This is a genomic window from Herminiimonas sp. NPDC097707, assembly GCF_044761395.1.
Classification (GTDB): domain Bacteria; phylum Pseudomonadota; class Gammaproteobacteria; order Burkholderiales; family Burkholderiaceae_D; genus Oxalicibacterium.
On the sequence record NZ_JBIWCI010000001.1, the window covers coordinates 522,152 to 547,504 of the forward strand.

A 25,353-nucleotide genomic window follows, 5' to 3' on the forward strand; every position below is an offset into this window, starting at 1 on the left:
AGTTACCGCTGTTTAACGTTACAAGGGCTGTCGTCATGATGCGTGCAATTGATTCGACATGGCGACAGCCTTACTCAGCTACCAAATCAGCTACCCAATATTATGAGCGCAACTCCCAACGTACTTTCTGCCCACGCAATGAATCCTGACAAAGAAAACACTGACAGTGGCATCTTCAGCAAGGCGCTGATGGCGACGATGCGCAGGCAGCGGCTGCAGGATTTTCTGTTTCACAAAATCACGTTCATCTTCGCGCTGAGCGTGTTGTTCGTTTTACTCGGCATCATTGCATCCCTGATGATAGGAGCATGGCCTGCATTAAAAGAATTCGGCCTGCCTTTCATATTCAGCGTTGAATGGGATCCCGTCAACGACCAGTATGGCGCGGCGATTGCCATCGTCGGTACTTTGCTTACCTCATTCATTGCCTTGCTGATTGCATTTCCGATCAGCTTCGGTATTGCATTATTCCTCACTGAAATCTGCCCGGCCTGGCTGAAGCGCCCGCTGGGAACCGCCGTCGAACTGCTGGCCGGTGTGCCGAGCATCATTTACGGCATGTGGGGTTTGTTCGTGTTTGCTCCCTTGTTCGCCGATTACATCCAGCCGGCACTGGCTGGCACGCTGGGCAATGTTCCCGTGATCGGTCAATTGTTCAAAGGGCCGATGATGGGCATAGGCATACTGGCGGCGGGCATTATCCTTGCCGTCATGATCATCCCCTTCATTGCCTCGGTAATGCGCGATGTGTTTGAAATCGTGCCGCCGGTATTGAAGGAATCTGCCTACGCGCTCGGTTGCACCAAGTGGGAAGTGGTGCGCAAGGTCGTTCTGCCTTATACGCGCATAGGCGTGGTCGGCGGCGTCATGCTTGGCCTGGGGCGTGCACTGGGCGAGACGATGGCGATTACCTTTGTGATCGGCAATGCGCACAAGCTGTCATGGTCGCTGTTCGCGGCGGGTAACAGTATTGCATCGACGCTGGCGAATGAATTTGCCGAAGCGGAATCGGTGCTGCATGTGTCCTCGCTGTTTGCACTGGGTTTGATCCTGTTCGTGATCACCTTTATCGTGCTGTCGGCTGCCAAGTTGATGTTGATGGGCATGTCCCGCAAGGAAGGCGCCAAATGAAGACTGAAGCTTTCAAAGAACCGATGAATCCGGTCTACCGCAAACGCCTGCTGATACACCGTGTCGGCATTGCCTTGTCCTTCCTGGCGATGATGGTAGGCCTGTTCTTCCTGATGTGGATTTTGTTCACGCTGCTGATCAAGGGTGTGGGCGCCATCAATCTGGCGATCTTTACGCAAACCACGCCGGCGCCAGGCAGCGAAGGCGGTGGTTTGATGAATGCGATCGTCGGCAGTCTGCTGATGGTAGGCGCTGCTGTTTTCATCAGTACGCCGATCGGCATTCTGGCCGGCATCTACCTGGCAGAATATGGCGAAGTCAGCTGGTTTGCCAAGGTTACGCGCTTTGTCACCGACATCATGTTGTCGGCGCCGTCCATCGTGATTGGTTTGTTCATCTATGCAATTTACGTGGCGAACGTCAAGCATTTCTCCGGCTGGGCCGGCAGTTTTGCGATTTCGCTGATTGCGATTCCGGTCGTCGTGCGTACCACCGACAATATGCTGAATCTGGTACCGACCAGTCTGCGAGAAGCGGCATTTGCACTGGGTGCGCCGCGCTGGCGCGTTGCCACCTTCGTGCGTTTGCGTGCGGTCAAGGCGGGTGTGATTACCGGCGTGCTGCTGGCAGTGGCGCGTATTTCCGGTGAAACCGCACCCTTGCTGTTCACCGCATTGAACAACCAGTTCTACAGCGCCAACATGAATGCGCCCATGGCGAATCTGCCGGTGGTGATTTACCAGTTTGCGATGAGCCCTTACGACAACTGGCGTTCGCTGGCATGGGGCGGCGCCTTGCTGATTACCTTCAGTGTACTGGCCCTGAACATTCTGTCGCGCTCGCTGTTCAATCAAAAAATAAATAACTGATTTTTTCAGGCCAATACTATGACTACTGAAACGTCTGTGGACATGACAAAAAAAACTCTCGAAATTGCCAACCTGAATTTTTTCTATGGAAATTTTCAGGGCTTGAAGAATATCAATCTGGATATTCACGACAAGAAGGTGACGGCTTTCATCGGCCCTTCCGGTTGCGGAAAATCTACGCTGCTGCGCACCTTCAACCGCATGTACGATCTGTATCCGGGCCAGCGCGCGGAAGGTAAGATCATGTACCACGGCAAGAATATTCTCGAGCCGGGCCAGGACGTCAATATGCTGCGCGCCAAGGTCGGCATGGTGTTTCAGAAGCCGACACCATTCCCGATGTCGGTCTACGACAATATCGCTTTCGGCGTGCGTCTGTATGAAAACCTGCCGAAAGGCGAAATGGACGAGCGCGTCGAATGGGCGCTGAACAAGGCGGCGCTGTGGACGGAAGTCAAGGACAAGCTCAACAAGAGCGGCCTCAGCCTGTCCGGCGGCCAGCAGCAGCGCCTGTGCATCGCCCGCGGTGTAGCGGTCAAGCCGGATGTATTGTTGCTGGATGAGCCGACTTCGGCGCTTGATCCGATCTCGACTGCAAAAATCGAGGAACTGATCAGCGAACTGAAGGGCGATTACACGATTGCCATCGTCACGCACAATATGCAGCAGGCCGCACGCTGTTCCGATTACACCGCTTACATGTATCTGGGCGAGCTGGTTGAATTCGGCGAAACCGATCAGATATTCATGAATCCGAACAAGAAAGATACGCAGGACTACATTACCGGTCGCTTCGGCTGATTCGGTAAAAAAACAATATTGCGCAGGCAGGAGACCAAGGCCTGCGCGCGACGATCAAACAGAATTTATCTAGGAGAATCCAGATGCCAGGCGAACACTCTTCCAAGCAATACGATATGGACCTGGAAACCATCCGCTCCAAAGTCTTGCTGATGGGCGGCCTTGTTGAAAGCCAGTTTCAAGACGCAGTGGCGAGCTTCAAGAGCGGCAATGTCGCGCAAGCGGAGCAGGTCATCAAGGTGGATCAGGACGTCAACCGGCTGGAAGTGTCGCTGGACGATGCCTGCAGCCACCTGATCGTCAAGCGCCAGCCTGCAGCAAACGATCTGCGTACCGTGATGGCAACCATCAAGGTCATCACCGACCTGGAGCGCATAGGCGATGAATCGACCAAGATCGCACGCTCGGCCAAGAGCATTACCGAACGCGGCGTGACGACTATCAATCACTACGAAACCATACGCGTGATGGCGGCCAGCGCCGGCAACATGCTGCATGATGCACTGGATGCCTTTGCCCGTCTCGATGGCAAGCAGGCGATACAGCTGATTGCACAGGATAAAGTGGTTAATCATGAATTCCGCTCCATCATGCGCAATCTGATTACCTTCATGATGGAAGATCCCCGCACCATTTCCGGCGCGCTGGATACCTTGTGGGTTGCCAAGGCCATTGAACGTATCGGCGACCACGCAAAGAACATCGCCGAATATGTCATCTACATAGTCGAGGGCAAGGATATTCGCCACACCGACTACGCCGCCTCGCAATTGGAAGATCGTACAAGCGACTAACACCATGGCTGCTGAAAAACCCACGATACTGATTGTTGAAGACGAGCCGCCGATTATAGAACTGGTGACGTTTACGCTGAAAGGCGCCGGCTGGAACGTCGCCGCTGTGCAAACCGCCGGCGAAGCCTGGGATTTCATCCAGCAGCGCCTGCCGCAACTGATACTGCTGGACTGGATGCTGCCGGATCAAAGCGGCTTGCGTCTGCTGTCGCGCATACGTGCGGACAGGCAGTTCAACGAGCTGCCTGTCATCATGCTGACCGCGAAAAGCATGGAAGAAGACAAGATCGCGGGCCTCGACAACGGCGCCGACGATTACGTTACCAAGCCGTTTTCGCCGCGCGAACTGACTGCGCGCATCAATGCACTATTGCGCCGCAAGACGCCCGAGCATGCGCAAACTCTAATGACGGCCGGGAATGTCAGTCTCGATCCGGTCAGCTGCAGCGTCAGCATGAACGATGAAAAAATCGAGATCGGCCATGCCGAATTCAAGTTGCTGAAATTTCTTCTGGCGCATCCCGATCGCGTATTCTCGCGCAGTCAGCTGCTCGACAAGGTGTGGGGCGATCACGTGGTGATCGAAGAGCGCACGGTCGATGTCCATGTGCTGCGCTTGCGCAAGGCATTGAAGGATGCGGAACACTTGATCAAAACGGTGCGTAGTGTAGGCTATATGCTCTCGGAAAAATAAGGCAGAGCCAGCCGTCTATGAATCCTCAGTTGCTGTTCTGGATACCCGCAGTCCTGCGCCTGTCCTTTATTCTCATTGCCTCCGGCCTGACCTGGTATTTCTTCGGCCCGGTCATAGGCCTGCTGGTGGCGATCCTGTGCCTGATTGCGCTGCTCGTCATCCAGCTCAACTATCTGTATCGCTTGGGCGGCTGGCTGGACTATCCGGATAGCGAAAAGCTGCCCGACGGCTGGGGTGCATGGACGGATATTTTCTCGCGTCTGTATCGGATGCGGCGCGACGACGAGCGTAATCGCAGCGAGCTGACTGAATGGCTGGCCCGTTTCCGGCAGGCGATGAGCCTGCTGCCCGATGGCGTGGTCATTATGGACGACGTGCTGTTTCTTGAGTGGTGCAACCCGGCAGCGGAACGGCATCTGGGTCTGAACAACGGCCGCGACAAGGGCATGCGCGTCACCAACCTGATCCGTAATCCGGATTTCATCGATTACATCATCCTCGGCCACTACGAACAGCCGCTCACGCTCAGCCTGAAGGATCGCAAGCTGATCGTGCAGATCATTCCGTTTGAAAATCGCCGGCAGATTCTGGTGACGCACGATGCAACCGAGTCGGATCGCATCGAAATGATGCGCAGGGATTTCATCGCCAACGCTTCGCACGAGTTGCGCACACCGCTGACGGTCATCAACGGCTTTCTGGAAATCGCCCAGACCCAGCCCGATCTGGATCAAACCATACGCATGTCGCACCTGAAGCTGATGATAGAGCAGGGCCAGCGCATGCAGAATCTGGTAGAGGACATGCTGACCTTGACCAGGCTGGAATCGATCGACTATCCGCTACGTCCGGAACACGTCAACATCCACAATCTGCTGGAACAGATCCGGCAGGAAGCCGAAGCCTTGTCCGGCGGACGCCATGTCATTTCCCTGACGATAGACGGTTCCGATATTGAAGGCAGCACCGACGAGCTGCGCAGCGCCTTCAGCAATCTGGTCTCCAATGCCGTGCGGTATACACCGATACACGGTCGTATCGACATCAAGTGGCAAGACGCTGCAAACGGGCCGCAGTTCTCGGTAAAAGACAGCGGCATAGGGATGCGTCCCGAGCATCTTGTACGTTTGACCGAGCGCTTTTATCGCGTCGATAAAAGTCGTTCACGGGAAACCCAGGGCACCGGTCTGGGTCTGGCGATCGTCAAGCACGTGCTGCTGCGGCATGGAGCGGTGCTGGCGATTGAGTCGCAGCCGGATGTCGGCAGTACTTTCAGTGTGCAATTCAAAACGATCAATGTGCCGACTTAAGCTTTCCGTACAAGATATTTCCGGACAACTATCCGGAAATATCTTGTATTGATCCCGCGCACAATATTTTTCCTGGCAACAAGCCCATCGCATTTCCTCATCAAGCGGCAAGGTTTCTGGTGGGCATGTTGATCTGCCGCAATCCCGACCCTGTCTGAAAAAACGCTTGGCTAATCGATATGATCATGCGCGCCTGTCTGCGCGTCTTCCCATGTTGAAATCGCAAGCATGTTGTCTATACTCATCTTGTCTGGTTTGCGCTCGCAATGCGGGTGTCGGCAATTGTGTAGCAGGTATTTTCTGCCGCAAGGCAACACGCGCAGGCAAGCACGCCGCAGCTTGATATCGGAGTCGATGTAACAAGGCCGTCCTGCTATGCAATTTCGGCGGCTCCATTGGTGAGCAAGGGAATCGGCATGGTTATCTCCATCGTTCTCGTCGTGCTTGTAGTCGGTTCGGTGCTGTTTCATTTTTTCAGCCCGTGGCGGCTGACACCGCTGGCTTCGAACTGGCAGCAGATGGACGATACGCTGGCGATTACTTTTGTGATCACCGGCATCTTCTTTATTGCCATCAACTTTCTTCTGGTCTACATGCTGCTGCGCTTTCGCCATCGTGAGGGCAGCCGCGCAAGCTATGCGCCGGACAACAAAAAACTGGAACGCTGGCTGATAGGCGGTACTGCGCTGGCGATCATGGCGCTGCTGGCGCCCGGCTTGTTTGTGTATGCGGCCTACATCAAGCCGCCGCCGGATGCGCTGCAACTGGAAGTGCTGGGCCAGCAGTGGCAGTGGCGTTTTCGCTTTCCCGAGCAGAACGGCAAACTGGGTTTGAGCGATGCGCGTCTGGTGAGCGCTGCCAATCCCTTCGGCCTGGATCCCAGGGATCCGGCGGGGCAAAACAATATACTGATCAATGGCAATGAAGTGCATCTGCCGCTCAATAAGCCGGTGAAGATGCTGTTGCGTTCAAATGATGTATTGCACGATTTTTATGTGCCGCAGTTTCGCGCGCGCATGAATCTGGTGCCGGGCATGGTGACCAGTTTCTGGTTTACGCCAACCAAACCGGGGCGTTATGAAATCCTCTGTGCGCAGCTGTGCGGAGTCGGTCACTACAATATGCGCGGCATCGTGGTGGTCGAGGATGAGGCAGCGTTTCAGGCATGGCTGAAGGCGCAGCCGACCTTTGCGATGACGATGGCAGCAACTGGACCTAGCGCTGGCGCGCACACATCGGACGCAAGACTGGAGCAGGGCAGGCAACTGGCACAGTCCAAGGGTTGCGTGGCTTGCCATTCTATCGATGGCAGCAGCGGCGTTGGTCCGAGCTGGAAAAACCTGTTTGGCCACACGACAAGCCTGACCGACGGCACGAGCGTGACGGCCGATGAGGCCTATCTGAAAAAATCCATACTCGACCCCTCCGCCCAGATTGTGAAGGGTTTTCCTCCGATCATGCCCAAGCTGGAAGTATCGGAGGCGGAACTTGCTGCTCTGCTTGTCTATATCGAATCCCTGAGCGCTGCAGGGCAGGGCGGACAGCAGGGAATGCAGAAAGATGTGCCGCAACATGCAGCGCAAACGAGGCAGCCATAAGGTCAGCACAGAGGAGACGCCATGTCTGATTCCGGGCACGATATACAGGGTGATGCACACCACGCGCCGCAAGGCTTCTGGACTAAATATGTGTGGAGCCAGGATCACAAGGTGATCGCGATTCAGTATGCCAGCGTTGCCATCGCGGTGGGGCTGGTCGGCGTGGCGCTGTCGAACCTGATGCGTTTGCAGCTGGGTTTCCCCGGCCGCTTTGCCTTCATCGATGCGGCACACTACTACCAGTTCATGACCATGCACGGCATGATCATGGTGATTTATCTGCTGACGGCATTATTCCTCGGCGGTTTCGGGAATTACCTGATTCCGTTGATGGTGGGCGCGCGGGATATGGTTTTCCCCTACCTGAACATGTTGAGCTTTTGGGTGTACCTGCTGTCGGTGCTGGTGCTGATGGCCAGCTTTTTCGTGGCGGGTGGTCCTACCGGTGCCGGCTGGACGCTGTATCCGCCGCAAGCGATTTTGCAGGGCACGCCCGGGCATGACTGGGGCATCATCTTGATGCTGGTGTCGCTGCTGATTTTTATTGTGGCGGCGACCATGGGCGGCTTGAATTATGTCACCACGGTATTGCAGGCGCGCACCGAAGGTATGACGCTGTTGCGCATGCCGCTGACCGTATGGGGTATTTTTGTCGCCACCATACTCGCCTTGCTGGCTTTTCCTGCGCTGTTTGTCAGCGGCATCATGATGCTGCTCGATAAAACGCTGGGCACGAGCTTCTTCATGCCGGCGATCGTTTCAATGGGGCAGGTGACGCAATACACGGGCGGCAGCCCGCTGCTGTTCCAGCATTTGTTCTGGTTCTTCGGCCATCCCGAGGTATATATCGTGGCATTGCCGGCCTTCGGCATTGTGTCCGATCTGATCAGCGTGCATGCGCGTAAAAGCATCTTCGGTTATCGGATGATGGTGTGGGCAATCCTTGCAATAGGCCTGTTGTCGGTGGTGGTGTGGGCGCATCACATGTTCGTCAGCGGCATGAATCCCTACTTTGGGTTTTTCTTTGCGACGACTACGCTGATCATTGCGGTGCCGACCGCGATCAAGGTGTACAACTGGCTGCTGACCTTGTGGCGTGGTGATATACATCTGACGGTGCCCATGCTGTTTGCATTGGCGTTTATCAGTACTTTTTTGATTGGCGGTTTGACCGGGCTATTTCTCGGCAATGTCAGCGTCGATATTCCCTTGTCGAATACCTACTTCGTGGTGGCGCACTTCCATATGGTGATGGGCGTGGCGCCGCTGTTGGTTGTTTTCGGCGGTATCTATCACTGGTATCCCAAGGTTACCGGGCGTATGCTGAACGATACGCTGGGCAAGCTGCATTTCTGGATCACCTTCGTCGGCACCTATGCCATCTTCTTCCCCATGCACTACCTTGGCATCCTCGGCATGCCGCGCCGCTATTACAACTTCGACAGCTATCAATTCATTCCGCAGTCGGCGCATACGCTGAATACGTTTATTACTATCGCTGCGCTGATCGTCGCTGCCGCGCAACTGGTATTCGTCGGCAATCTGATCTGGAGCCGGTTTTACGGTGTGCGGGCCAACGGCAATCCCTGGCGTGCTGCTTCGCTGGAATGGCAAACGCCGCAGACGCCGCCTGCGCATGGCAACTGGGGCGAGCATACGCCGGTGGTGTATCGCTGGGCTTATGCCTACAGCGTGCCGGAGGCACCACAGGATTTCATTGCGCAGAATGCGCCGCTGGAAGAGGGCGGGGTGGAGCCTGAAGCGCATGTGATTAAAGAGGTGCCGGCATGAACACATGCACGTTGCTGAAAACTGATGCCGCTCATTCCCGCGGTACGGCGGTTGCGTGGCGAGATATTGAGCCCCGTGCCCTTGGCACAGCCTTATGGATATTCATGGGCGTGGCAACTTCTCTGTTTGCGCTATTCATCGCCTCGTACGTCATGCGCATGGATGCCAACGACTGGCATCCGCTTGCGATGCCGTGGCAACTGTGGCTGAGTACGCTATTGCTGATATCCGGCAGTGTGGCCCTGCAGTTGGCGAGCCAGGCTGCACGCGGCGCAGACTGGCGGCGCGCGCGTACGCTGTTATTCATGGGCGGGATTGCTGCGCTGGCTTTCATGTGCGTGCAGCTATGGGCCTGGCAAGCGCTGCTGGCGGCGCAGGTCAGACCGGCCGGCAATCCTGCCGGCAGTTTCTTTTACCTGTTCACGGCCATGCATGGCTTGCACGTGGTGGGCGGTTTGCTGGCCTGGAGCATGGTTGCACGCCGGACGTGGCAGTACCAAGTGCCAAGTGCAGCGCAAGGGCTGGCATGGAAGATCAGGCTGTGTGCACGCTACTGGCATTTTCTGCTAGCAGTATGGCTGCTGCTGTTTACGACACTGGGCTGGCTGACGCCGGAAGTCGTACGTTTTATCTGCGGCCCGCGTTGAGCATGGAAACAGGAGGCGGTATGAGTACACCGATATTGACGTCAGGGCCGGGTACATCGACTGCAATTGGCGGCTGGCGCCAGTTGGTGGCGGATTGGTCGTCCGACAGGCAAGCCTTCCAAGTGTCGTGGGGCAAGGCCATGATGTGGATTTTTTTGCTCTCGGATACCTTCATCTTCAGTTGTTTTCTAACCGGTTACATGACGATGCGCCTGACCACCACGGCAGCGTGGCCCAATCCGAGCGAGGTATTTGCCCTGAATATAGGCGGCACCGACATGCCGCTGCTGCTGATTGCGATCATGACCTTTGTGCTGATCAGCAGCAGCGGCACGATGGCGATGGCGGTTAATTACGCCTATCGCCGCAATCGTGTAACTACCGCGATATTGATGCTGGCTACCGCGACGCTGGGTGCCAGCTTTGTCGGTATGCAGGCATTCGAATGGAGCAAGCTGATCGCAGAAGGCGTGCGGCCGTGGGGCAATCCCATGGGGGCGGCGCAGTTCGGCTCTACATTTTTCATGATCACCGGATTCCACGGCCTGCATGTGTCGGCCGGCGTGATTTATCTGCTGATCGTGGCCTTGCGCGTGCTGCGCGGGCGCTATGAGAAGACGGGTAACTACCAGATAGTCGAAATTGCCGGGCTCTACTGGCACTTTGTTGACCTGGTGTGGGTATTCATTTTTGCGCTGTTTTACCTGTGGTGAGGTGTGCGATGACTTCCATTAGCAGTCAAGAACATCCGATCGGACTCTATCTGAAGGTATGGGGGCTGTTGTTCGTGCTCAGCACAATGTCCTATCTGGTCGACTATTTTCACTTTCATAGTTATCTGAGATGGGGGCTGATCATTACCTTCATGCTGATGAAGGCAGGATTGATCGTCGCCGTGTTCATGCACATGGCATGGGAGCGGCTGGCGCTGATGTATGCGATTTTGCTACCGCCGCTTTGTTTGCTGGTGCTGGTGGCGCTGATGGCGCTGGAGGCTGAGCATACTTTGGGAACGAGATTGTTCTTTTTTAGTGGCTGAGTATCTCGGAAAAGCAAACGATGCGCTTGTTTTGAGGCATTAGATGCCTTAATCAAGCAGGCCGTTTTGTATGGATCGCGGCCGGATTCAAATATTTCCAATTGAGTAATAGTTTCGCAACATGCTAAAAATGGCTTGTCAATCGGCTAAAATAGCGAGTTGTATTTTTGCCTGATCGAAAGCTATTTTAATGCTTCTTCCTATTATTCTGTCCGGTGGTGCCGGTTCACGCCTGTGGCCGGTTTCGCGCGAAGCCTTGCCCAAGCCGTTTATCGCGTTGCCGGATGGCGAAACTTTGCTGCAGAAAACGCTGAAGCGGGCAATCGCGCTACCGGGCGTTGAGAATGTATTGACCGTAACCAATCGCGATTATTATTTCCTGACCCGCGACGAATACGAATCAAATACCGAGTCGGACAGTAAACATATCATTCACGATTATCTGCTCGAACCTGTCGGCCGCAATACTGCGCCGGCAATTGCGGCGGCTGCCTTGCATGCTTGCCGTAAGCACGGTGAGGATACTGTGCTTCTGATTTTGCCTGCCGATCATCTAATTAACGATCAATCATCCTTCACGCAAGCAGTCAGTGAAGCGACAGAGTTGGCAAAACAAGGCTGGCTTGTAACATTCGGTATTCAGCCTACTACACCTGAAACCGGCTATGGCTATATAGAAAGCGGCGAAGCTCTTGCCGATTCGATTAGCCATAAGGTTGCGCGGTTTGTCGAGAAACCTGATCTGCAAACAGCACAGGCATATATTGCGTCAGATCGTTTCACCTGGAATTCCGGGATGTTCTGTTTTACCGCTGGAGCGATGCTGGCGGCACTGCGCCAATGTGCGCCTAAGGTTTTATCGTCCGTAGAACAAACCTTTGCTGCTACTGGATTCGATAAAGATCCGGTTGTACTGGATGCTACAGGCTTCGCCCTGGCACCCGATATTTCGATCGATTACGCAGTCATGGAGCGAGCCGACAAGGTAGCTGTTGTTCCGGTAAGCTTTGATTGGAGCGATATCGGCTCATGGTCGGCGCTGGCAGAATTGGTCGCACCGGACGATAGGGGTAACAGAACCAGTTGCGAAACGGTACTGGTCGACACGGATAATTGTTACGTTCAGAGCGACTCGCGCATGATTGCTGCGATTGGTGTGGATGATCTATTGATAATCGATACTCCGGATGCCTTATTGATTGCGCATAATTCACGTGCGCAGGACGTCAAGTCTGTGGTGGCGCGCCTCAAGCTGCTTTCCCATGCGACCGTCCACCATCATCGCAAAACGCATCGTCCCTGGGGTACATATACGGTGCTGGAAGAAGGCGAGGGCTTCAAACTCAAGCGCATCGTTGTCAAACCGGGTGCCAGCCTTTCATTGCAAATGCATCATCATCGTAGTGAACATTGGGTGGTGGTATCCGGCACCGCAATGGTGATCAATGGTGAACGCGAAATTCTTGTCCAGCGTAACGAATCCACGTATATTCCTGCCGGTACTGCGCACCGACTGACCAACCCTGGCGTCGTTGATTGCGTGATGATAGAAGTTCAAACGGGCGATTATCTGGGCGAGGACGATATAGTCCGTCTGGAAGATCGTTACGGTCGTGTCTAATTCAATAGTAGGGAATAATTATGCGTAAAGTTGCATTGATTACCGGTGTTACCGGTCAGGACGGCGCCTACTTGGCGGAATTGTTGTTGAGTAAAGGCTATGAGGTGCACGGCATCAAGCGCCGCAGTTCACTGTTCAACACAGCGCGCATCGACCACCTTTTTCATGACGAACACGAGGAAGGGTTGCCGTTCTTCCTGCATCACGGCGACATGACCGATTCGTCTAGCCTGACGCGCATAATTCAAAAAGTGCAGCCTGATGAAATCTACAACCTCGCTGCGCAAAGTCATGTCGCGGTGTCGTTTGAAGAACCGGAATACACGGCCAACTCCGATGCTTTAGGTGCATTGCGCATTTTGGAGGCGATCCGCATCCTAGGCCTGGAGAAGAAGACGAAGTTTTACCAAGCGTCTACCTCCGAGTTGTATGGCCTGGTGCAAGAAACACCCCAAAAGGAAACCACGCCATTCTACCCGCGTAGCCCATATGCTGTAGCTAAGTTGTATGCGTACTGGATCACCGTCAATTACCGTGAGGCGTATGGCATCTACGCCTGTAACGGCATCCTGTTCAACCATGAAAGTCCGATCCGCGGTGAAACTTTCGTCACCCGCAAGATTACCCGCGCCCTTGCGCGTATCAAGCTCGGACTACAGGAATGCCTGTATCTCGGCAACATGGATTCGCTGCGCGATTGGGGTCATGCCAAAGACTATGTCGAGATGCAATGGTTGATGCTGCAACAGGAAAATCCGGAAGACTTCGTTATTGCCACAGGTGTTCAATACAGTGTGCGAGACTTCGTCAATGCGGCTGCCAAGGAACTCGACATCAAGATCACATGGCAAGGTGCTGGCGAAGAAGAAAAAGGATATGACGCGGCCGGCAAATGCATAGTGGCTGTAGATCCGCGCTATTTCCGTCCGACAGAAGTGGAAACCCTTCTCGGTGATGCCTCTAAGGCCAGAATCAAACTCGGCTGGACGCCCAAGATTACGTTCGATGAACTCGTCAGCGAAATGGTGCGGGAAGACTTGAAGGCGGCCGAAAGAGATGAACTGGTGAAAAAACATGGCTACCAAACCATGAATTATCGCGAGTGATCAGGCATTAACATGAACTTTGATAGCAAAATCTACGTCGCGGGCCACCGCGGCTTGGTTGGCTCTGCGCTGATGCGCCAGTTGCGTGCGCGTGGATACACAAATCTGATTACGCGTACCCATGCTGAACTGGACTTGACCGATCAACTGGCAGTCAAAGCGTTCTTTGCCGAACAAAAGCCAGAATACGTTTTGCTGGCGGCGGCAAAAGTAGGTGGCATTCATGCAAATAACACTTACCCAGCCCAGTTTATTCACCAGAATCTGGCGATTCAGACCAATGTCATTCATGAATCATGGCGTAATGATGTCAAGCGTCTGCTGTTTTTAGGTTCTTCTTGCATCTACCCTAAAGACTGTCCACAGCCAATTAAGGAAGAGTATTTGCTGACGGGGGAACTCGAGCCCACCAATCGTCCGTATGCTTTGGCAAAAATAGCTGGCTTGGAAATGTGTTGGTCGTATAACCGTCAATACGGCTCACGCTATATCACCGTCATGCCTACCAACTTGTACGGGCCTAACGATAATTACGACTTGAATACTTCACACGTATTGCCGGCACTTATACGCAAGATGCATGAAGCCAAGGTGACTAAAGTGAAGGAAGTTGTGGTTTGGGGCACGGGTACGCCTAAGCGCGAATTTTTATATAGCGATGATATGGCTGATGCTTGTTTGTATTTGTTGGAACAGCCAGAAGAAAGAGCGCAAGACCTTTTCAGTGATGTGCAACCACCGTTGGTTAACGTAGGTTGTGGCGAGGATCTGACGATCAAAGAATTGGCTGAACTCATCAAGGATATTGTTGGTTTTACCGGCGAGCTAACATTTGATACATCCAAGCCAGACGGGACAATGCGTAAGTTATTAGACGTTAGCAAGCTATCAAAGATGGGATGGCGGGCAACTACCGCTTTACGTAACGGAATAGCTATCTCTTATCAGTCGTATTTGAAGGGTGATGTATGAATATCTCCTTTATTGGTTCGGTTTTTGTCTGCTGTTCGTTTATCAGATCGCAAGACATTGAGTATTACGAGATAGGACGTGATAACACAAATATTTTCCAGGAAGCTAAATGACACAGCAGCGTACCTTGGTTATCGAGGCTGGCCGTTCGGAAAGTCATTACTGGCGTGATTTGTGGCGTTATCGCGAATTATTCTTTTTTCTCGCATGGCGCGACATTTTGGTGCGTTACAAGCAAACTGTCATAGGTTTTGCATGGGTCTTGCTCCGTCCATTTTTGACCATGCTAGTGTTCACTCTGGTTTTCAGTAAGCTGGCAAAACTGCCTTCAGAGGGAGTGCCCTATCCGATTCTGGTGTTTGCTGCGCTTCTTCCCTGGCAATTTTTCTCCAATGCTTTTACCGAGGCCGGTAATAGCCTGATCAGTAATGCCAACATGATTTCCAAGGTTTACTTTCCACGTCTGGTAATACCTGCCAGTGCAGTGATCGTGAGCTTTGTGGACTTTGTGATCTCCGGCATCATTCTGATTGGGCTCATGTTTTGGTACGGCTTTATGCCTGACTGGCGCATGCTTACCTTACCCTTGTTTATCTTTGTAGCCTTTGCTGCAGCAATGGGTGCTGGGTTGTGGATCGCGGCGCTTAACGTCAAATATCGCGACTTCCGCTACATCATTCCCTTTGTCGTTCAGTTTGGATTGTACGTATCTCCCGTTGGGTTCAGCAGTACGATCGTGCCGGAAAAATGGCGCTTGCTCTATTCGCTCAATCCCATGGTGGGCGTGATAGACGGTTTTCGTTGGGCGATTTTGGGCGGTAATACGCAACTCTATTGGCCCGGCTTCTTACTCTCCCTGGCTTTGGTAACGCTGCTGTTGATTACCGGTATTTTCTATTTCCGTAAAACAGAACGCGGCTTCGCAGATCTTATTTAATATCACTATGCCGCCTATTATTTCTGTACAAAATCTGGGGAAAAAATATGTCCTCGGTCATCAATCCCAGGAACGTTACACCGCCTTGCGCGATGTAATGACTAATGGTGTTAAACGGTTCGCTCATAAATTGCGTCATCCACTCGCGACATCAAAGAGCGACCCTACACGTGAAGATTTTTGGGCCCTGAAAGATATCAATTTCGATATTCAGCAAGGCGATCGGGTCGGTATTATTGGGCGCAATGGCGCGGGTAAATCCACGTTGCTGAAGATTCTTTCACGCATTACTGAGCCGACGGTTGGACAGATAAAAATAAGTGGACGGGTCGCAAGCCTTTTGGAAGTTGGAACCGGATTTCACCCAGAACTTACTGGACGCGAGAACATTTTCCTCAATGGCGCGATTCTCGGCATGAGCAAGGCAGAGATCAAGAAAAGATTTGATGAAATCGTCGCCTTTGCAGAGGTGGAAAAATTTCTCGATACGCCAGTCAAGCGCTATTCATCTGGAATGTATGTGCGGCTTGCCTTTGCCGTGGCCGCACATCTGGAGCCGGAAATACTCATCGTGGATGAAGTCCTGGCAGTGGGTGACGCACAGTTCCAGAAGAAGTGCCTGGGTAAGATGGAAGAAGTCGGCAAGCAGGGACGTACCGTACTATTTGTCAGTCATAACATGGCAATGATTTCCAATCTTTGCCAAAAGGGGATCGTCCTTGATGGAGGACGTCTTGCATTTCAGGGGCACATTTCTGAGGCTGTAATGAAATACTACCAGGGAGCGAATGCCCCTGATGAAGCGAGTAGAAGATTTGAGAGTGACACGGCAGCACTATTGGGATCACAGTTAATCGGTGTTGGGGATGCGCTAGATGTAACGATTCACGACGAATTTGTCGTGCGTATGAAGTATAGGATCAAGCAGTCGATTGACGGAAAATGTGTTCCGAATTTCCATTTTTTTTCCGCCGACGGGAATTATGTATTTGTAGCTGGTGCGGAGGGAGTGCTTGCTATGCCGCCTGGCGACTATTTTGCGGATTGTACAATCCCTGCCAATTTGTTAAATGAGGGCGCATATTTTGTAGGCTTAGGGCTAACAACATATTACGATGCTGCTCGGTTTGACGTGGAATTTTTTGACCGAAACGCATTGACATTTAATGTAATTGATCCAATGGATGAGCGATCAAATCGTTACGGCTATGCAGGGCCGGTTCCTGGCGTCGTCAGGCCTAAGCTGACCTGGAATATTAGTAAGGACATTTAATGAAAGCAGTCATTCTTGCAGGTGGATTGGGAACGCGGATCAGCGAAGAAACGTCGACGCGCCCGAAGCCGATGATAGAAGTGGGTGGTCGCCCGATTCTGTGGCACATCATGAAGATTTATTCTTCACACGGTATTAACGAATTCGTGGTGTGTTGCGGATACAAGGGTTATGTCATCAAGGAATATTTCGCCAACTATTTCCTGCATATGTCCGATGTGACATTTGATATGCAGGCCAATCAGATGGAAGTGCACCAACGCCATGCCGAGCCTTGGCGGGTGACGTTGGTTGACACTGGCGACGATACCATGACAGGCGGCCGTCTGAAGCGGGTGGTTAGATATGTGGAAAACGAATCCGAGTTCTGTTTTACCTATGGCGATGGCGTATCGGATATCGATGTGAGTGCACAAATCGCTTTTCACAGACAACACGGCAAGCTCGCTACCGTGACTGCAGTACAGCCACCTGGACGTTATGGCGCACTGAGCATGGATGGAAAATCGGTGCGGGGCTTTATCGAGAAGCCGCAAGGTGACGGTGGGTGGATCAATGGTGGATTTTTCGTTTTGTCTCCCAAGTGTATAGACCTGATTGCCGATGACAGTTCCTCATGGGAAGGTGGCCCGCTGGTTCAGCTTGCGGCACAAGGCGATCTGATGGCGTATCAGCACGATGGATTCTGGCAGCCTATGGATACCTTGCGCGACAAGAATCATCTGGAAAATCTCTGGCAATCGAATCAGGCTCCGTGGAAAACATGGGAGTAAACAAAAAATTTTGGCAAGGCAAGCGCGTTTTCCTGACCGGACATACCGGCTTCAAGGGCGGCTGGCTGTCGCTATGGCTGCAGGCCATGGGAGCGGAAGTGCATGGCTATGCGCTCAAGCCGCCGACCGAGCCTAACTTTTTTACGATTGCCGAAGTTGGCAAGGGCATGGCCAGCAGCACGATTGCAGACATCCGCGACGCGGAGGCTTTGCGTGCAGTCATACAAAATGCCAAGCCTGAAGTGGTTTTTCATTTGGCAGCCCAGCCCTTGGTGCGCTATTCCTATGCGGAGCCGGTGGAAACTTATGCCGTCAACGTGATGGGCACCGTGCATCTGCTCGAAGCGGTGCGTGCAACGCCTACAGTAAAAGCGGTAGTGAATGTAACTACCGATAAATGCTACGAAAATCGAGAATGGGATTGGGGCTATCGTGAAAATGAAGCTATGGGTGGTTTCGATCCTTACTCCAGCAGCAAGGGTTGTGCAGAGCTAGTGACATCCGCTTACCGTCAGTCTTTTCTTGAGAACGCAGGCATCGCGATAGGCAGCGCGAGAGCGGGCAATGTGATTGGCGGCGGCGATTGGGCAGCCGATCGATTGATTCCTGATTTCTTGAGAGCGATGGATAAGGCGGAAACGCTGACCATACGTTCTCCCAATTCCACGCGCCCCTGGCAACACGTCCTAGAGCCGCTGTCCGGCTATCTGATGCTTGCCGAACGTCTTTGCATCGAGGGGGGGGATTTCGCAGAGGCGTGGAACTTTGGTCCTGTGGATGATGATGCACGCCCTGTGCAATGGATCGTCGAACGGATGGCTGAAATGCGCAACGATGTGAAATGGCAACTGGATAAAGCCTCGCAGCAGCATGAAGCAAATTATTTGAAACTGGATAGCAGCAAGGCGCGTAATCGCCTGCATTGGCAACCACGCTGGCGCTTGCAGACGGCTTTGCAAAAAACGCTCGCATGGCATGACGCGTGGAAAAAATCTGAAGATATGCGCTCGGTTTCCCTCGTCCAAATAGCAGAATACAGCAATATGGAAGGTGAACGGTGATGGCGTCGCGTTTCGATTTCACCGCTACAGTTTTGAACGATCTATTTGTGGTGCAACGCAAGGCTATAGAAGACGAAAGGGGTTTTCTTTCGCGTTTTTACTGCGCTGAAGAATTTGCACAAGCAGGCATGAACAAGCCGATAGCTCAGATCAACCATACGCTCACATGTAAAAAGGGAGCAGTGCGAGGTCTGCATTTCCAACATGTGCCGCATGCCGAGATGAAACTCGTGAGTTGCCTGAAGGGCGAAGTATGGGATGTAGCTGTTGATCTCCGGAGAGGTTCACCTACTTTTTTGCAATGGCATGCGGAAGTACTGTCAGCCACCAATCGCAAGAGCTTGTTGATTCCGGAAGGCTTTGCCCATGGATTTCAGGCATTGACTGGAGATTGCGAACTGATTTATTTGCACACTTCCGCCTATCAGCCGGCATCCGAGGATGCATTGAATATTGCCGATCCCAAGCTGGACATTGTCTGGCCGCTTCCCATTAGCGAGATTTCTGACAGGGATCGCAACCACAAATTGATTGAACAGAGTTTTCAGGGAATTACCGTATGAAGTGTCGTCATTGCCAGTCTGAATTGACCTTGCCATTGGTGGATCTTGGTTCGGCACCGCCGTCCAATGCTTACCTCACCGTAGAAACCTTGCGTGCTCCGGAAAAATATTATCCATTGCGTGTACTGGCCTGCACTGAGTGTTGGCTGGCACAGACTGAGGATTACACGCAGGCGGATGAATTGTTCGATGCCGATTACGCCTATTTCTCCAGCACATCGACTGGATGGCTTGCCCATGCTGCACGCTATGCAGAAAAAATGACGCAACAACTGGGACTTACCCAGCAGAGCCTGGTGATAGAAGTGGCCTCCAACGACGGTTATCTACTCAAGAATTTTGTGACTGCAGGTATCCCTTGTCTGGGAATCGAACCTACCGCAAGTACTGCGGCTGCCGCCGAACAACTCGGGATCCCCGTGATGCGCGAATTCTTTGGCGAACAGTTGGGGAAACAACTGGCCACAAACGGCAAACAGGCCGATCTGATTGCCGGCAATAACGTCTACGCCCATGTGCCGGACATCAACGACTTCACGCGTGGCTTGAAAGCTGCACTCAAGCCTGCCGGTACCATCACGCTGGAATTCCCGCATCTGATGCAATTACTGGAACATACGCAGTTCGACACCGTTTATCACGAGCACTTTTCCTATCTGTCTCTCTTTACGGTGAGCCGGATTTTTCAGACAGCTGGATTGCGCGTCTACGATGTCGATGAACTATCAACGCATGGCGGCAGCTTGCGTGTCTATGGATGCCACGCTGACGATGCCAGATCAACTTCCGCTGCAGTAGCAAATATACTGGCAGAAGAAAAGCGACGAGGCCTGCAAGCAGAAGATATTTACAAGAATTTCCAGGTCAGGGCAGATAAGGTCAAGGATGATCTTCTTGCCTTCCTGATTGAGCAAAAGCGCGCAGGCAAGATGGTTGCTGCTTACGGTGCTGCCGCAAAAGGCAATACCCTGCTCAACTATGCAGGCGTCAAACCGGACTTGTTGCCGTTTGTCTGTGATGCCGCAGCGGCCAAGCAAGGCAAGTTCATGCCAGGTAGTCATATTCCGATTCTTTCTCCTGCAGCACTGCCGGAGCAACGTCCAGACTATCTAGTGATCCTGCCCTGGAACATCGCTGCTGAGGTTAAGCGGCAAAATGCCGGGCTGGCTGAACTGGGTACAAAATTTGTTACCGCAGTGCCGAAGCTGGAGATTTTATGAAGCCGCGTATCTACTACACCAAACCTTCGATTACCGAGTTGGAGGTTCGCTATGCGACCGATGCCGCGGCTAATGGCTGGGGCGATAAATGTTACGAATACATCAATCGGTTTGAAGAGGCTTTCAAGAACCATCTCGGCGTCAAATACGCGATTGCCACTTCCAGTTGTACCGGGGCTCTTCATATGGGAATGGCAGCTTTGGGAGTTGGGCCGGGCGATGAAGTCATTATGGCCGACACTAACTGGATTGCGACAGCTTCGCCCATCGTTCATTTAGGAGCGACGCCGATTTTTGTTGATATTCTGCCGGACTCATGGTGTATCGATCCTGCATTGGTGGAGCAGGCGATCACGCCCCGCACCAAGGCGATCGTAGCGGTTCATCTCTATGGCAATCTGTGCGACATGGACAAGCTGCTGGCTATCGGTGAAAAGTATGGCATTCCGGTTATTGAAGATGCTGCTGAAGCAATCGGTTCTGTATTCCACGGCAAACGCGCGGGATCGATGGGGAAGTTCGGCACTTTTTCATTTCATGGTACCAAAACGCTTACCACCGGTGAGGGTGGGATGTTTGTGACAAATGATCCTGAGCTTTATGAGCGTGTCCTTACCCTAAGTAACCACGGGCGGGCTCGCGGCCAAACGAAACAGTTCTGGCCGGATATGGTTGGCTTCAAATACAAGATGTCGAATATCCAAGCGGCGATTGGTTGTGCGCAAATAGAACGTATTGATGAACTTATCGCGGGCAAGCGTCGCGTTTTCGAAGCTTACCGTGTTGGCCTCGCTGAATTTGATGGCATTGCGTTGAACCCGGAGCCTAAGGATGTACAGAACGGCTGTTGGATGCCGACAGCTGTGTTTGATCGGTCGCTTAATATTTCTCGTGAGTCGCTACAGGCGGCTTTCCTTGATGACGGCGTGGATGCACGGGTATTCTTTCATCCGCTATCGAGTCTTCCGATGTTTGAGTCTGGTTCCTACAATAGGATCGCGTACGATATTCCGGCACGTGCCATCAATTTACCTAGCTATCACGATATGGTTGAAGAGGATACGGACCGGGTCATTGCAATTGTCCTTAAATTATATGCAAAGGTAATTGATGCTTGAAGAGGAGAAGTGTTACAAGCGATGCGTTGTCGTGTCACAACCTATGTACTTTCCATGGGTGGGCATTCTTGAACAGATTGGGCTTTGCGATACCTTTGTTTATTACGACGATGTTCAGTTTGCGCGTGGATTTTTTAATCGTGTTCAGATTAAGACCCCGCATGGCATCCGTTGGCTCACGGTTCCTCTTCTCGATTGGCGGCGCGGACAGTTAATAAATGAGGTTCGAATAGACAACAGTACTGACTGGAAGCGTAGTCATCGCGATCAACTCAAGCAGGCTTATGCAGAGGCTCCGTTCAAAGATTACATGCTGAATCTCGTGGACGAGGTTTTTTCAAGCGATTACGACATTATTGGAGATCTTGCACAAGCATCTACAGATGTGCTTGTTCGTAGTTTTCCTGAAATTGCGCTGAATAAACCTTTTCTGAAATCATCGAATCTCGGTATTGATGGCTCGAGTAGTAAGCGACTTATTGATATTTGTGTGACCCTTAGAGCTGATTGCTACCTTACTGGGCATGGCGCACGAAATTATCTGGCGCATGAGAGTTTTGAAGAACAAGGTGTCGATGTGACATACATTGACTATGATCTCGATGAGTACCCGCAGTCGTACGGGAGCTTTACCCCGTACGTTAGTGCCCTTGATTTAATCGCACATTGTGGACAGAGTGGCGTCGCACACATCCGTGGAAAAGCAAGACCTTGGCGTGATTTTTTATCGGCTACTGAAAACACTAAATCAAAGACATGAAAAAAGACTTGAATCTGGTATCGTCCGAATATCGCCCGAATGCTGCGACAGAAATTGAGAATAATCTCATTCTGAATTGGTATCCACATCGTATTATCGCTCGTTTTAAACATACCCCTTCATTGCTTGAGTTAGGGCTTGGACATGGTTATACGGCAAAGATATTCACCAAGGCATGTGATAACCATGTAGTGGTGGATGGCTCGTCAGTTGTCATTGACCAGTTCCGTCAAAGCACACCTGATTTTCACGGTGAAATCGTCGAAGCCTATTTTGAAGATTACAATCCAGAAGAAGCTTTTGACATCATCGTTATGGGATTTATTCTCGAACACGTGGATGACCCAGACTTAATACTTGAACATTATCGTCCCTTCCTCAAGCCTGATGGCAAGCTTTATGTCGCGGTGCCAAACGCTAAATCAATGAACCGTAGACTGGGATTGGAAATGGGTTTGATAGATGACATTTACAGTCTGAACTCCAACGACATTGCATTAGGACACCAACGGCAATATTGCCGAGATACGCTGACTGCAGCGGTTGAGCGTGCCGGTTATCGTATTACCCATGAAGAAGGTATTTATCTCAAACCACTTCCCTTAGGTGTATTGAAAACTCTTGATGACATGGATGCAAATTTGCAGGCGATGCTTAAAGTCGGAGTTGATTTCCCGGATCTATGTGTAGGGTTGATGATGGAGTTGGAAGTACGATGAAAGCGGTTGTTGTACTCGGCGCTACTTCGATGCTGGGGCGCGAGATTACACGCCAGTTATCGAACAAAGGTGTTGAGATCATTAGTGCCGGCAGACATCTTGATAGTGACATCGTGGTAAATCTAGGTTCGAGTGATGCGCCAACATTCCGAAAATCGGTGCAAGCCGAAGTACTGATTCATTGCGCCTCCGCATTTGGGGGAGATGATTTGGATGGTGTTAAACAGAACCTGAGCGTCAATATGGCTGGTTGTGCGCAGGTTCTGGATATTGTTCAGCATACTGGTGTGCGCAAGATTGTGTATGCGGGCTCTTTGTCCTCCGATCAACTCGTCGAGTCTGGCATTCCTCTTGGTGCATATGGCTTCAGCAAGGGTGAGGCCGAGCGTATTTTGCAATGGGGAATGACGAAAATTGGTGGTGATTTTTGCAGTCTCAGATTGACGCAGCTGTGGGACACAGAGGGTGCGTGCTGTACGCATCAACCATGGTTTGGGCGTATTGTCGCTTACGCATCGCACGGTCTTACGCTGAAAATGCCTACCGCCGATGGCCCGCGAAATTTCATGCATGTGTCAGATGCTGCACAGTTGCTTATTCGAGCAGCAGATTCATCGTTGGCCGGTATTCGCCCAGTCAGTTTCCCAGTCGATACTGATCTTCTGGAATTTGCGCGTCAGGCAAATGTCGTCTTTGATCGTGGCGGCTCAATTGAAATTGATGCGGCAAAAAAGCCATTTCGAAAAATGTACTTTCCAAAGGACGAATCGGTATTTGACTTGCTGGGTTTCCATCCTAGGATTTCCCTTGAGGATGGTTTGACATTGATTCGCAATGCAGGCACGGCAGAGGCTTTCGGCCCATTGGATGTGCAATGAGTTCGCCGACAACTCTTAATATTGCCGTTACCGGTGTTGGAGCCCTCATAGGACAAGGCATTGTCCGTAGCCTACGCACATCGGGGCGTGGTGTAAATATTATTGGCGTAGATCGCAATGAGCGCTCTCCCGGTACTTATGCTGTTGATGTTTTCGAAAAAAAACCTGACGTTTCTGAAAGTAGCCAAGCCTATCTGGACTATTGGGAACACGTGATTCAGCAGCATGGCATCACCCTTGTTTTGCCAGGCCTCGAAATCGATATGCATTTTTTGAATCAACACCGCGCCTGGTTTGAGGCGCAAGGTGTGATACTTGCGTTGAATACGCCACAATTGATTGAACAGACCAGCGATAAATGGATTTTTGGAGAAATACTTTCGGGTATCGATTATCCCGTCATACCGTCTGTGCAACCAAAATCATGGGTTGAGGCTGTAGATGTACTCGGCCCTCCTCCTTTGTTGCTAAAACCGCTGAGAGGGAATGGTTCACGTGGCATAGTGAAATTGGTGGATGAACGGGATTTCCAATACTGGAGCAATAAGGCCCGCGACACATGGATGTTGCAACGTATCGTTGGCAGCGACGATGAGGAATATACGGTAGGAGTTTTTGGGCTCGGTGATGGCGACATCCTGCCACCTATTATTTTCCGTCGCCGTTTATCCTCGGCGGGCAATACGTTAGAGGCAGAGCTTGTATCCGAGCACCTGATTCTGCAAGAAGCCGTGACTAAGCTATGTCAGCATTTCAGACCCGTCGGTCCGACTAATCTGCAATTTCGTGTTGAACGAGATACGCCATATTTGTTGGAGATAAATCCGCGGTTTTCCAGCAGTAATTCTTTGCGTACGGCTTTCGGTTTCAACGAAACTGAAATGTCGATTGATTACTATCTCTACGGCAAAACGCCAAGTGTACCTGTGTTGCGCGAGGGCATTGCGTGGCGCTATACAGAAGATTTTGTGACTTATGCTAGCGATTCTCTCTGATATTCACGGCAATCTTCCTGCATTGGAAGCGGTGATCGCAGACGCGAAGTCGCGTGGCTGTACGAATTTTCTTTCGTTGGGTGATGTTGCTGGGTATGGTGCGCAGCCTGGTGAATGTATAGATTTATTACGTGAACTGGGCGCAAAAAATATTCTGGGAAATCACGATAGTTACATCACGCTGGAAGAAAATTGCCCGCGTTCGCGTGTGGTAACGCAGATCATTGATTACCAGCGGAGTGTTCTTAGTCCTGCACACGTGGATTGGCTGAAAGCATCAGTTGATTATCTGCGTGATGGCGACCGACTTTTCGTGCATGGCGGTCCTGAAGACCCCAGAGATCAGTACATTTATAATGTCGCACGCGAAATTATTCCAGCAGGCGTTCGTTGGCTGTTTTCCGGCCATACGCATGTGCAGATTGTGGTTGATTTCGATGATTGCGGATATTGTAATCCCGGTTCTGTCGGTCAACCACGGGATGGCGATAATCGCGCCGCTTATGCGGTACTTTATCAAGACAAGGTGGAGCTGCATCGGGTTCCCTATGACATTGATAGGGCGGTGGAAGCAATGAAGGCCGCAGGTTTTGAACCATTCTGCTATGAAAATCTTTACAAAGGCGCTCAAATTGGTGGGCGCATAGATAGTATAAAAATCACTAAAACCTGAAAGTCAAAAT

Annotated in this window: 26 protein-coding genes; all 26 read left to right on the plus strand. The window is 51.9% G+C overall.

The window, feature by feature from the left end:
* Positions 1-138 precede the first annotated feature (138 nt).
* Positions 139-1,131, plus strand: a complete 993-nt coding sequence (gene pstC, locus ACIQW9_RS02430) for a phosphate ABC transporter permease subunit PstC (protein ID WP_402332497.1) — start codon at positions 139-141, stop codon at positions 1,129-1,131.
* Positions 1,128-2,000, plus strand: a complete 873-nt coding sequence (gene pstA, locus ACIQW9_RS02435) for a phosphate ABC transporter permease PstA (protein ID WP_402332499.1) — start codon at positions 1,128-1,130, stop codon at positions 1,998-2,000. The genes pstC and pstA overlap by 4 nt, the downstream gene beginning before the upstream one ends.
* An 18-nt stretch (positions 2,001-2,018) precedes the next feature.
* Positions 2,019-2,801, plus strand: a complete 783-nt coding sequence (gene pstB / locus ACIQW9_RS02440) for a phosphate ABC transporter ATP-binding protein PstB (protein ID WP_402332502.1) — start codon at positions 2,019-2,021, stop codon at positions 2,799-2,801.
* Positions 2,802-2,884: 83 nt separating this feature from the next.
* A complete protein-coding gene (gene phoU, locus ACIQW9_RS02445; RefSeq protein ID WP_402332504.1) occupies positions 2,885-3,595 on the plus strand; it encodes a phosphate signaling complex protein PhoU in 711 nt (236 codons plus the stop codon).
* Between the two features lie 4 nt (positions 3,596-3,599).
* Entirely contained in the window at positions 3,600-4,289 is a 690-nt protein-coding gene (locus tag ACIQW9_RS02450) for a response regulator (protein WP_402332506.1), read from the plus strand.
* Between the two features lie 17 nt (positions 4,290-4,306).
* On the plus strand, positions 4,307-5,599 hold the full coding sequence (gene phoR, locus ACIQW9_RS02455; protein WP_402332508.1) for a phosphate regulon sensor histidine kinase PhoR: 1,293 nt from the start codon (positions 4,307-4,309) through the stop codon (positions 5,597-5,599).
* A gap of 416 nt (positions 5,600-6,015) precedes the next feature.
* Positions 6,016-7,197 (plus strand): c-type cytochrome, encoded by a 1,182-nt coding sequence (locus ACIQW9_RS02460; RefSeq protein WP_402332511.1) that lies wholly within the window; start codon positions 6,016-6,018, stop codon positions 7,195-7,197.
* A gap of 21 nt (positions 7,198-7,218) precedes the next feature.
* Positions 7,219-8,988, plus strand: coding sequence for a cytochrome c oxidase subunit I (gene ctaD, locus ACIQW9_RS02465; RefSeq protein WP_402332513.1), 1,770 nt, complete (start codon positions 7,219-7,221; stop codon positions 8,986-8,988).
* Positions 8,985-9,635 (plus strand): cytochrome c oxidase subunit 3, encoded by a 651-nt coding sequence (locus tag ACIQW9_RS02470; RefSeq protein ID WP_402332516.1) that lies wholly within the window; start codon positions 8,985-8,987, stop codon positions 9,633-9,635. The genes ctaD and ACIQW9_RS02470 overlap by 4 nt, the downstream gene beginning before the upstream one ends.
* Positions 9,636-9,655: 20 nt before the next feature.
* A complete protein-coding gene (locus ACIQW9_RS02475) occupies positions 9,656-10,348 on the plus strand; it encodes a heme-copper oxidase subunit III family protein (RefSeq protein WP_402332519.1) in 693 nt (230 codons plus the stop codon).
* An 8-nt stretch (positions 10,349-10,356) separates the two neighbouring features.
* A complete protein-coding gene (locus ACIQW9_RS02480) occupies positions 10,357-10,674 on the plus strand; it encodes a cytochrome C oxidase subunit IV family protein (RefSeq protein ID WP_402332522.1) in 318 nt (105 codons plus the stop codon).
* Between the two features lie 190 nt (positions 10,675-10,864).
* Positions 10,865-12,295 carry a mannose-1-phosphate guanylyltransferase/mannose-6-phosphate isomerase gene (locus ACIQW9_RS02485; RefSeq protein ID WP_402332524.1) on the plus strand — a complete coding sequence of 477 codons (1,431 nt, stop codon included), beginning with the start codon at positions 10,865-10,867 and terminating at the stop codon, positions 12,293-12,295.
* Positions 12,296-12,315: 20 nt separating this feature from the next.
* Positions 12,316-13,401 carry a GDP-mannose 4,6-dehydratase gene (gene gmd, locus ACIQW9_RS02490; RefSeq protein ID WP_402332527.1) on the plus strand — a complete coding sequence of 362 codons (1,086 nt, stop codon included), beginning with the start codon at positions 12,316-12,318 and terminating at the stop codon, positions 13,399-13,401.
* 12 nt (positions 13,402-13,413) lie between these two features.
* Positions 13,414-14,373, plus strand: a complete 960-nt coding sequence (locus ACIQW9_RS02495; protein WP_402332529.1) for a GDP-L-fucose synthase family protein — start codon at positions 13,414-13,416, stop codon at positions 14,371-14,373.
* A 109-nt stretch (positions 14,374-14,482) separates the two neighbouring features.
* Complete coding sequence (locus ACIQW9_RS02500) at positions 14,483-15,310, plus strand: ABC transporter permease (RefSeq protein WP_402332532.1); 828 nt, start codon at positions 14,483-14,485, stop codon at positions 15,308-15,310.
* A gap of 7 nt (positions 15,311-15,317) precedes the next feature.
* Entirely contained in the window at positions 15,318-16,583 is a 1,266-nt protein-coding gene (locus tag ACIQW9_RS02505) for an ABC transporter ATP-binding protein (RefSeq protein WP_402332535.1), read from the plus strand.
* Positions 16,583-17,356: a glucose-1-phosphate cytidylyltransferase gene (gene rfbF / locus ACIQW9_RS02510; protein WP_402332537.1), complete on the plus strand. Its 774-nt coding sequence runs from the start codon at positions 16,583-16,585 to the stop codon at positions 17,354-17,356. The genes ACIQW9_RS02505 and rfbF overlap by 1 nt, the downstream gene beginning before the upstream one ends.
* Positions 17,347-18,417: a CDP-glucose 4,6-dehydratase gene (gene rfbG / locus ACIQW9_RS02515; protein WP_402332538.1), complete on the plus strand. Its 1,071-nt coding sequence runs from the start codon at positions 17,347-17,349 to the stop codon at positions 18,415-18,417. The genes rfbF and rfbG overlap by 10 nt, the downstream gene beginning before the upstream one ends.
* On the plus strand, positions 18,417-18,980 hold the full coding sequence (gene rfbC / locus ACIQW9_RS02520) for a dTDP-4-dehydrorhamnose 3,5-epimerase (protein ID WP_402337833.1): 564 nt from the start codon (positions 18,417-18,419) through the stop codon (positions 18,978-18,980). Before rfbG ends, rfbC begins: the two co-directional genes overlap by 1 nt.
* Positions 18,977-20,200, plus strand: a complete 1,224-nt coding sequence (locus tag ACIQW9_RS02525) for a methyltransferase domain-containing protein (RefSeq protein ID WP_402332541.1) — start codon at positions 18,977-18,979, stop codon at positions 20,198-20,200. Before rfbC ends, ACIQW9_RS02525 begins: the two co-directional genes overlap by 4 nt.
* Positions 20,197-21,318 carry a DegT/DnrJ/EryC1/StrS family aminotransferase gene (locus ACIQW9_RS02530; protein WP_402332542.1) on the plus strand — a complete coding sequence of 374 codons (1,122 nt, stop codon included), beginning with the start codon at positions 20,197-20,199 and terminating at the stop codon, positions 21,316-21,318. The genes ACIQW9_RS02525 and ACIQW9_RS02530 overlap by 4 nt, the downstream gene beginning before the upstream one ends.
* Before the next feature lie 31 nt (positions 21,319-21,349).
* The gene (locus tag ACIQW9_RS02535) at positions 21,350-22,078 is read left to right on the plus strand and encodes a WbqC family protein (RefSeq protein WP_402332545.1); all 729 of its coding nucleotides are present in this window, start codon (positions 21,350-21,352) and stop codon (positions 22,076-22,078) included.
* Positions 22,075-22,797, plus strand: a complete 723-nt coding sequence (locus ACIQW9_RS02540) for a class I SAM-dependent methyltransferase (RefSeq protein WP_402332547.1) — start codon at positions 22,075-22,077, stop codon at positions 22,795-22,797. The genes ACIQW9_RS02535 and ACIQW9_RS02540 overlap by 4 nt, the downstream gene beginning before the upstream one ends.
* On the plus strand, positions 22,794-23,675 hold the full coding sequence (locus ACIQW9_RS02545; RefSeq protein WP_402332550.1) for an NAD-dependent epimerase/dehydratase family protein: 882 nt from the start codon (positions 22,794-22,796) through the stop codon (positions 23,673-23,675). Before ACIQW9_RS02540 ends, ACIQW9_RS02545 begins: the two co-directional genes overlap by 4 nt.
* Positions 23,672-24,670: an ATP-grasp domain-containing protein gene (locus tag ACIQW9_RS02550; RefSeq protein ID WP_402332553.1), complete on the plus strand. Its 999-nt coding sequence runs from the start codon at positions 23,672-23,674 to the stop codon at positions 24,668-24,670. The genes ACIQW9_RS02545 and ACIQW9_RS02550 overlap by 4 nt, the downstream gene beginning before the upstream one ends.
* The gene (locus ACIQW9_RS02555) at positions 24,651-25,343 is read left to right on the plus strand and encodes a metallophosphoesterase family protein (RefSeq protein WP_402332556.1); all 693 of its coding nucleotides are present in this window, start codon (positions 24,651-24,653) and stop codon (positions 25,341-25,343) included. Before ACIQW9_RS02550 ends, ACIQW9_RS02555 begins: the two co-directional genes overlap by 20 nt.
* Positions 25,344-25,353: the final 10 nt, after the last annotated feature.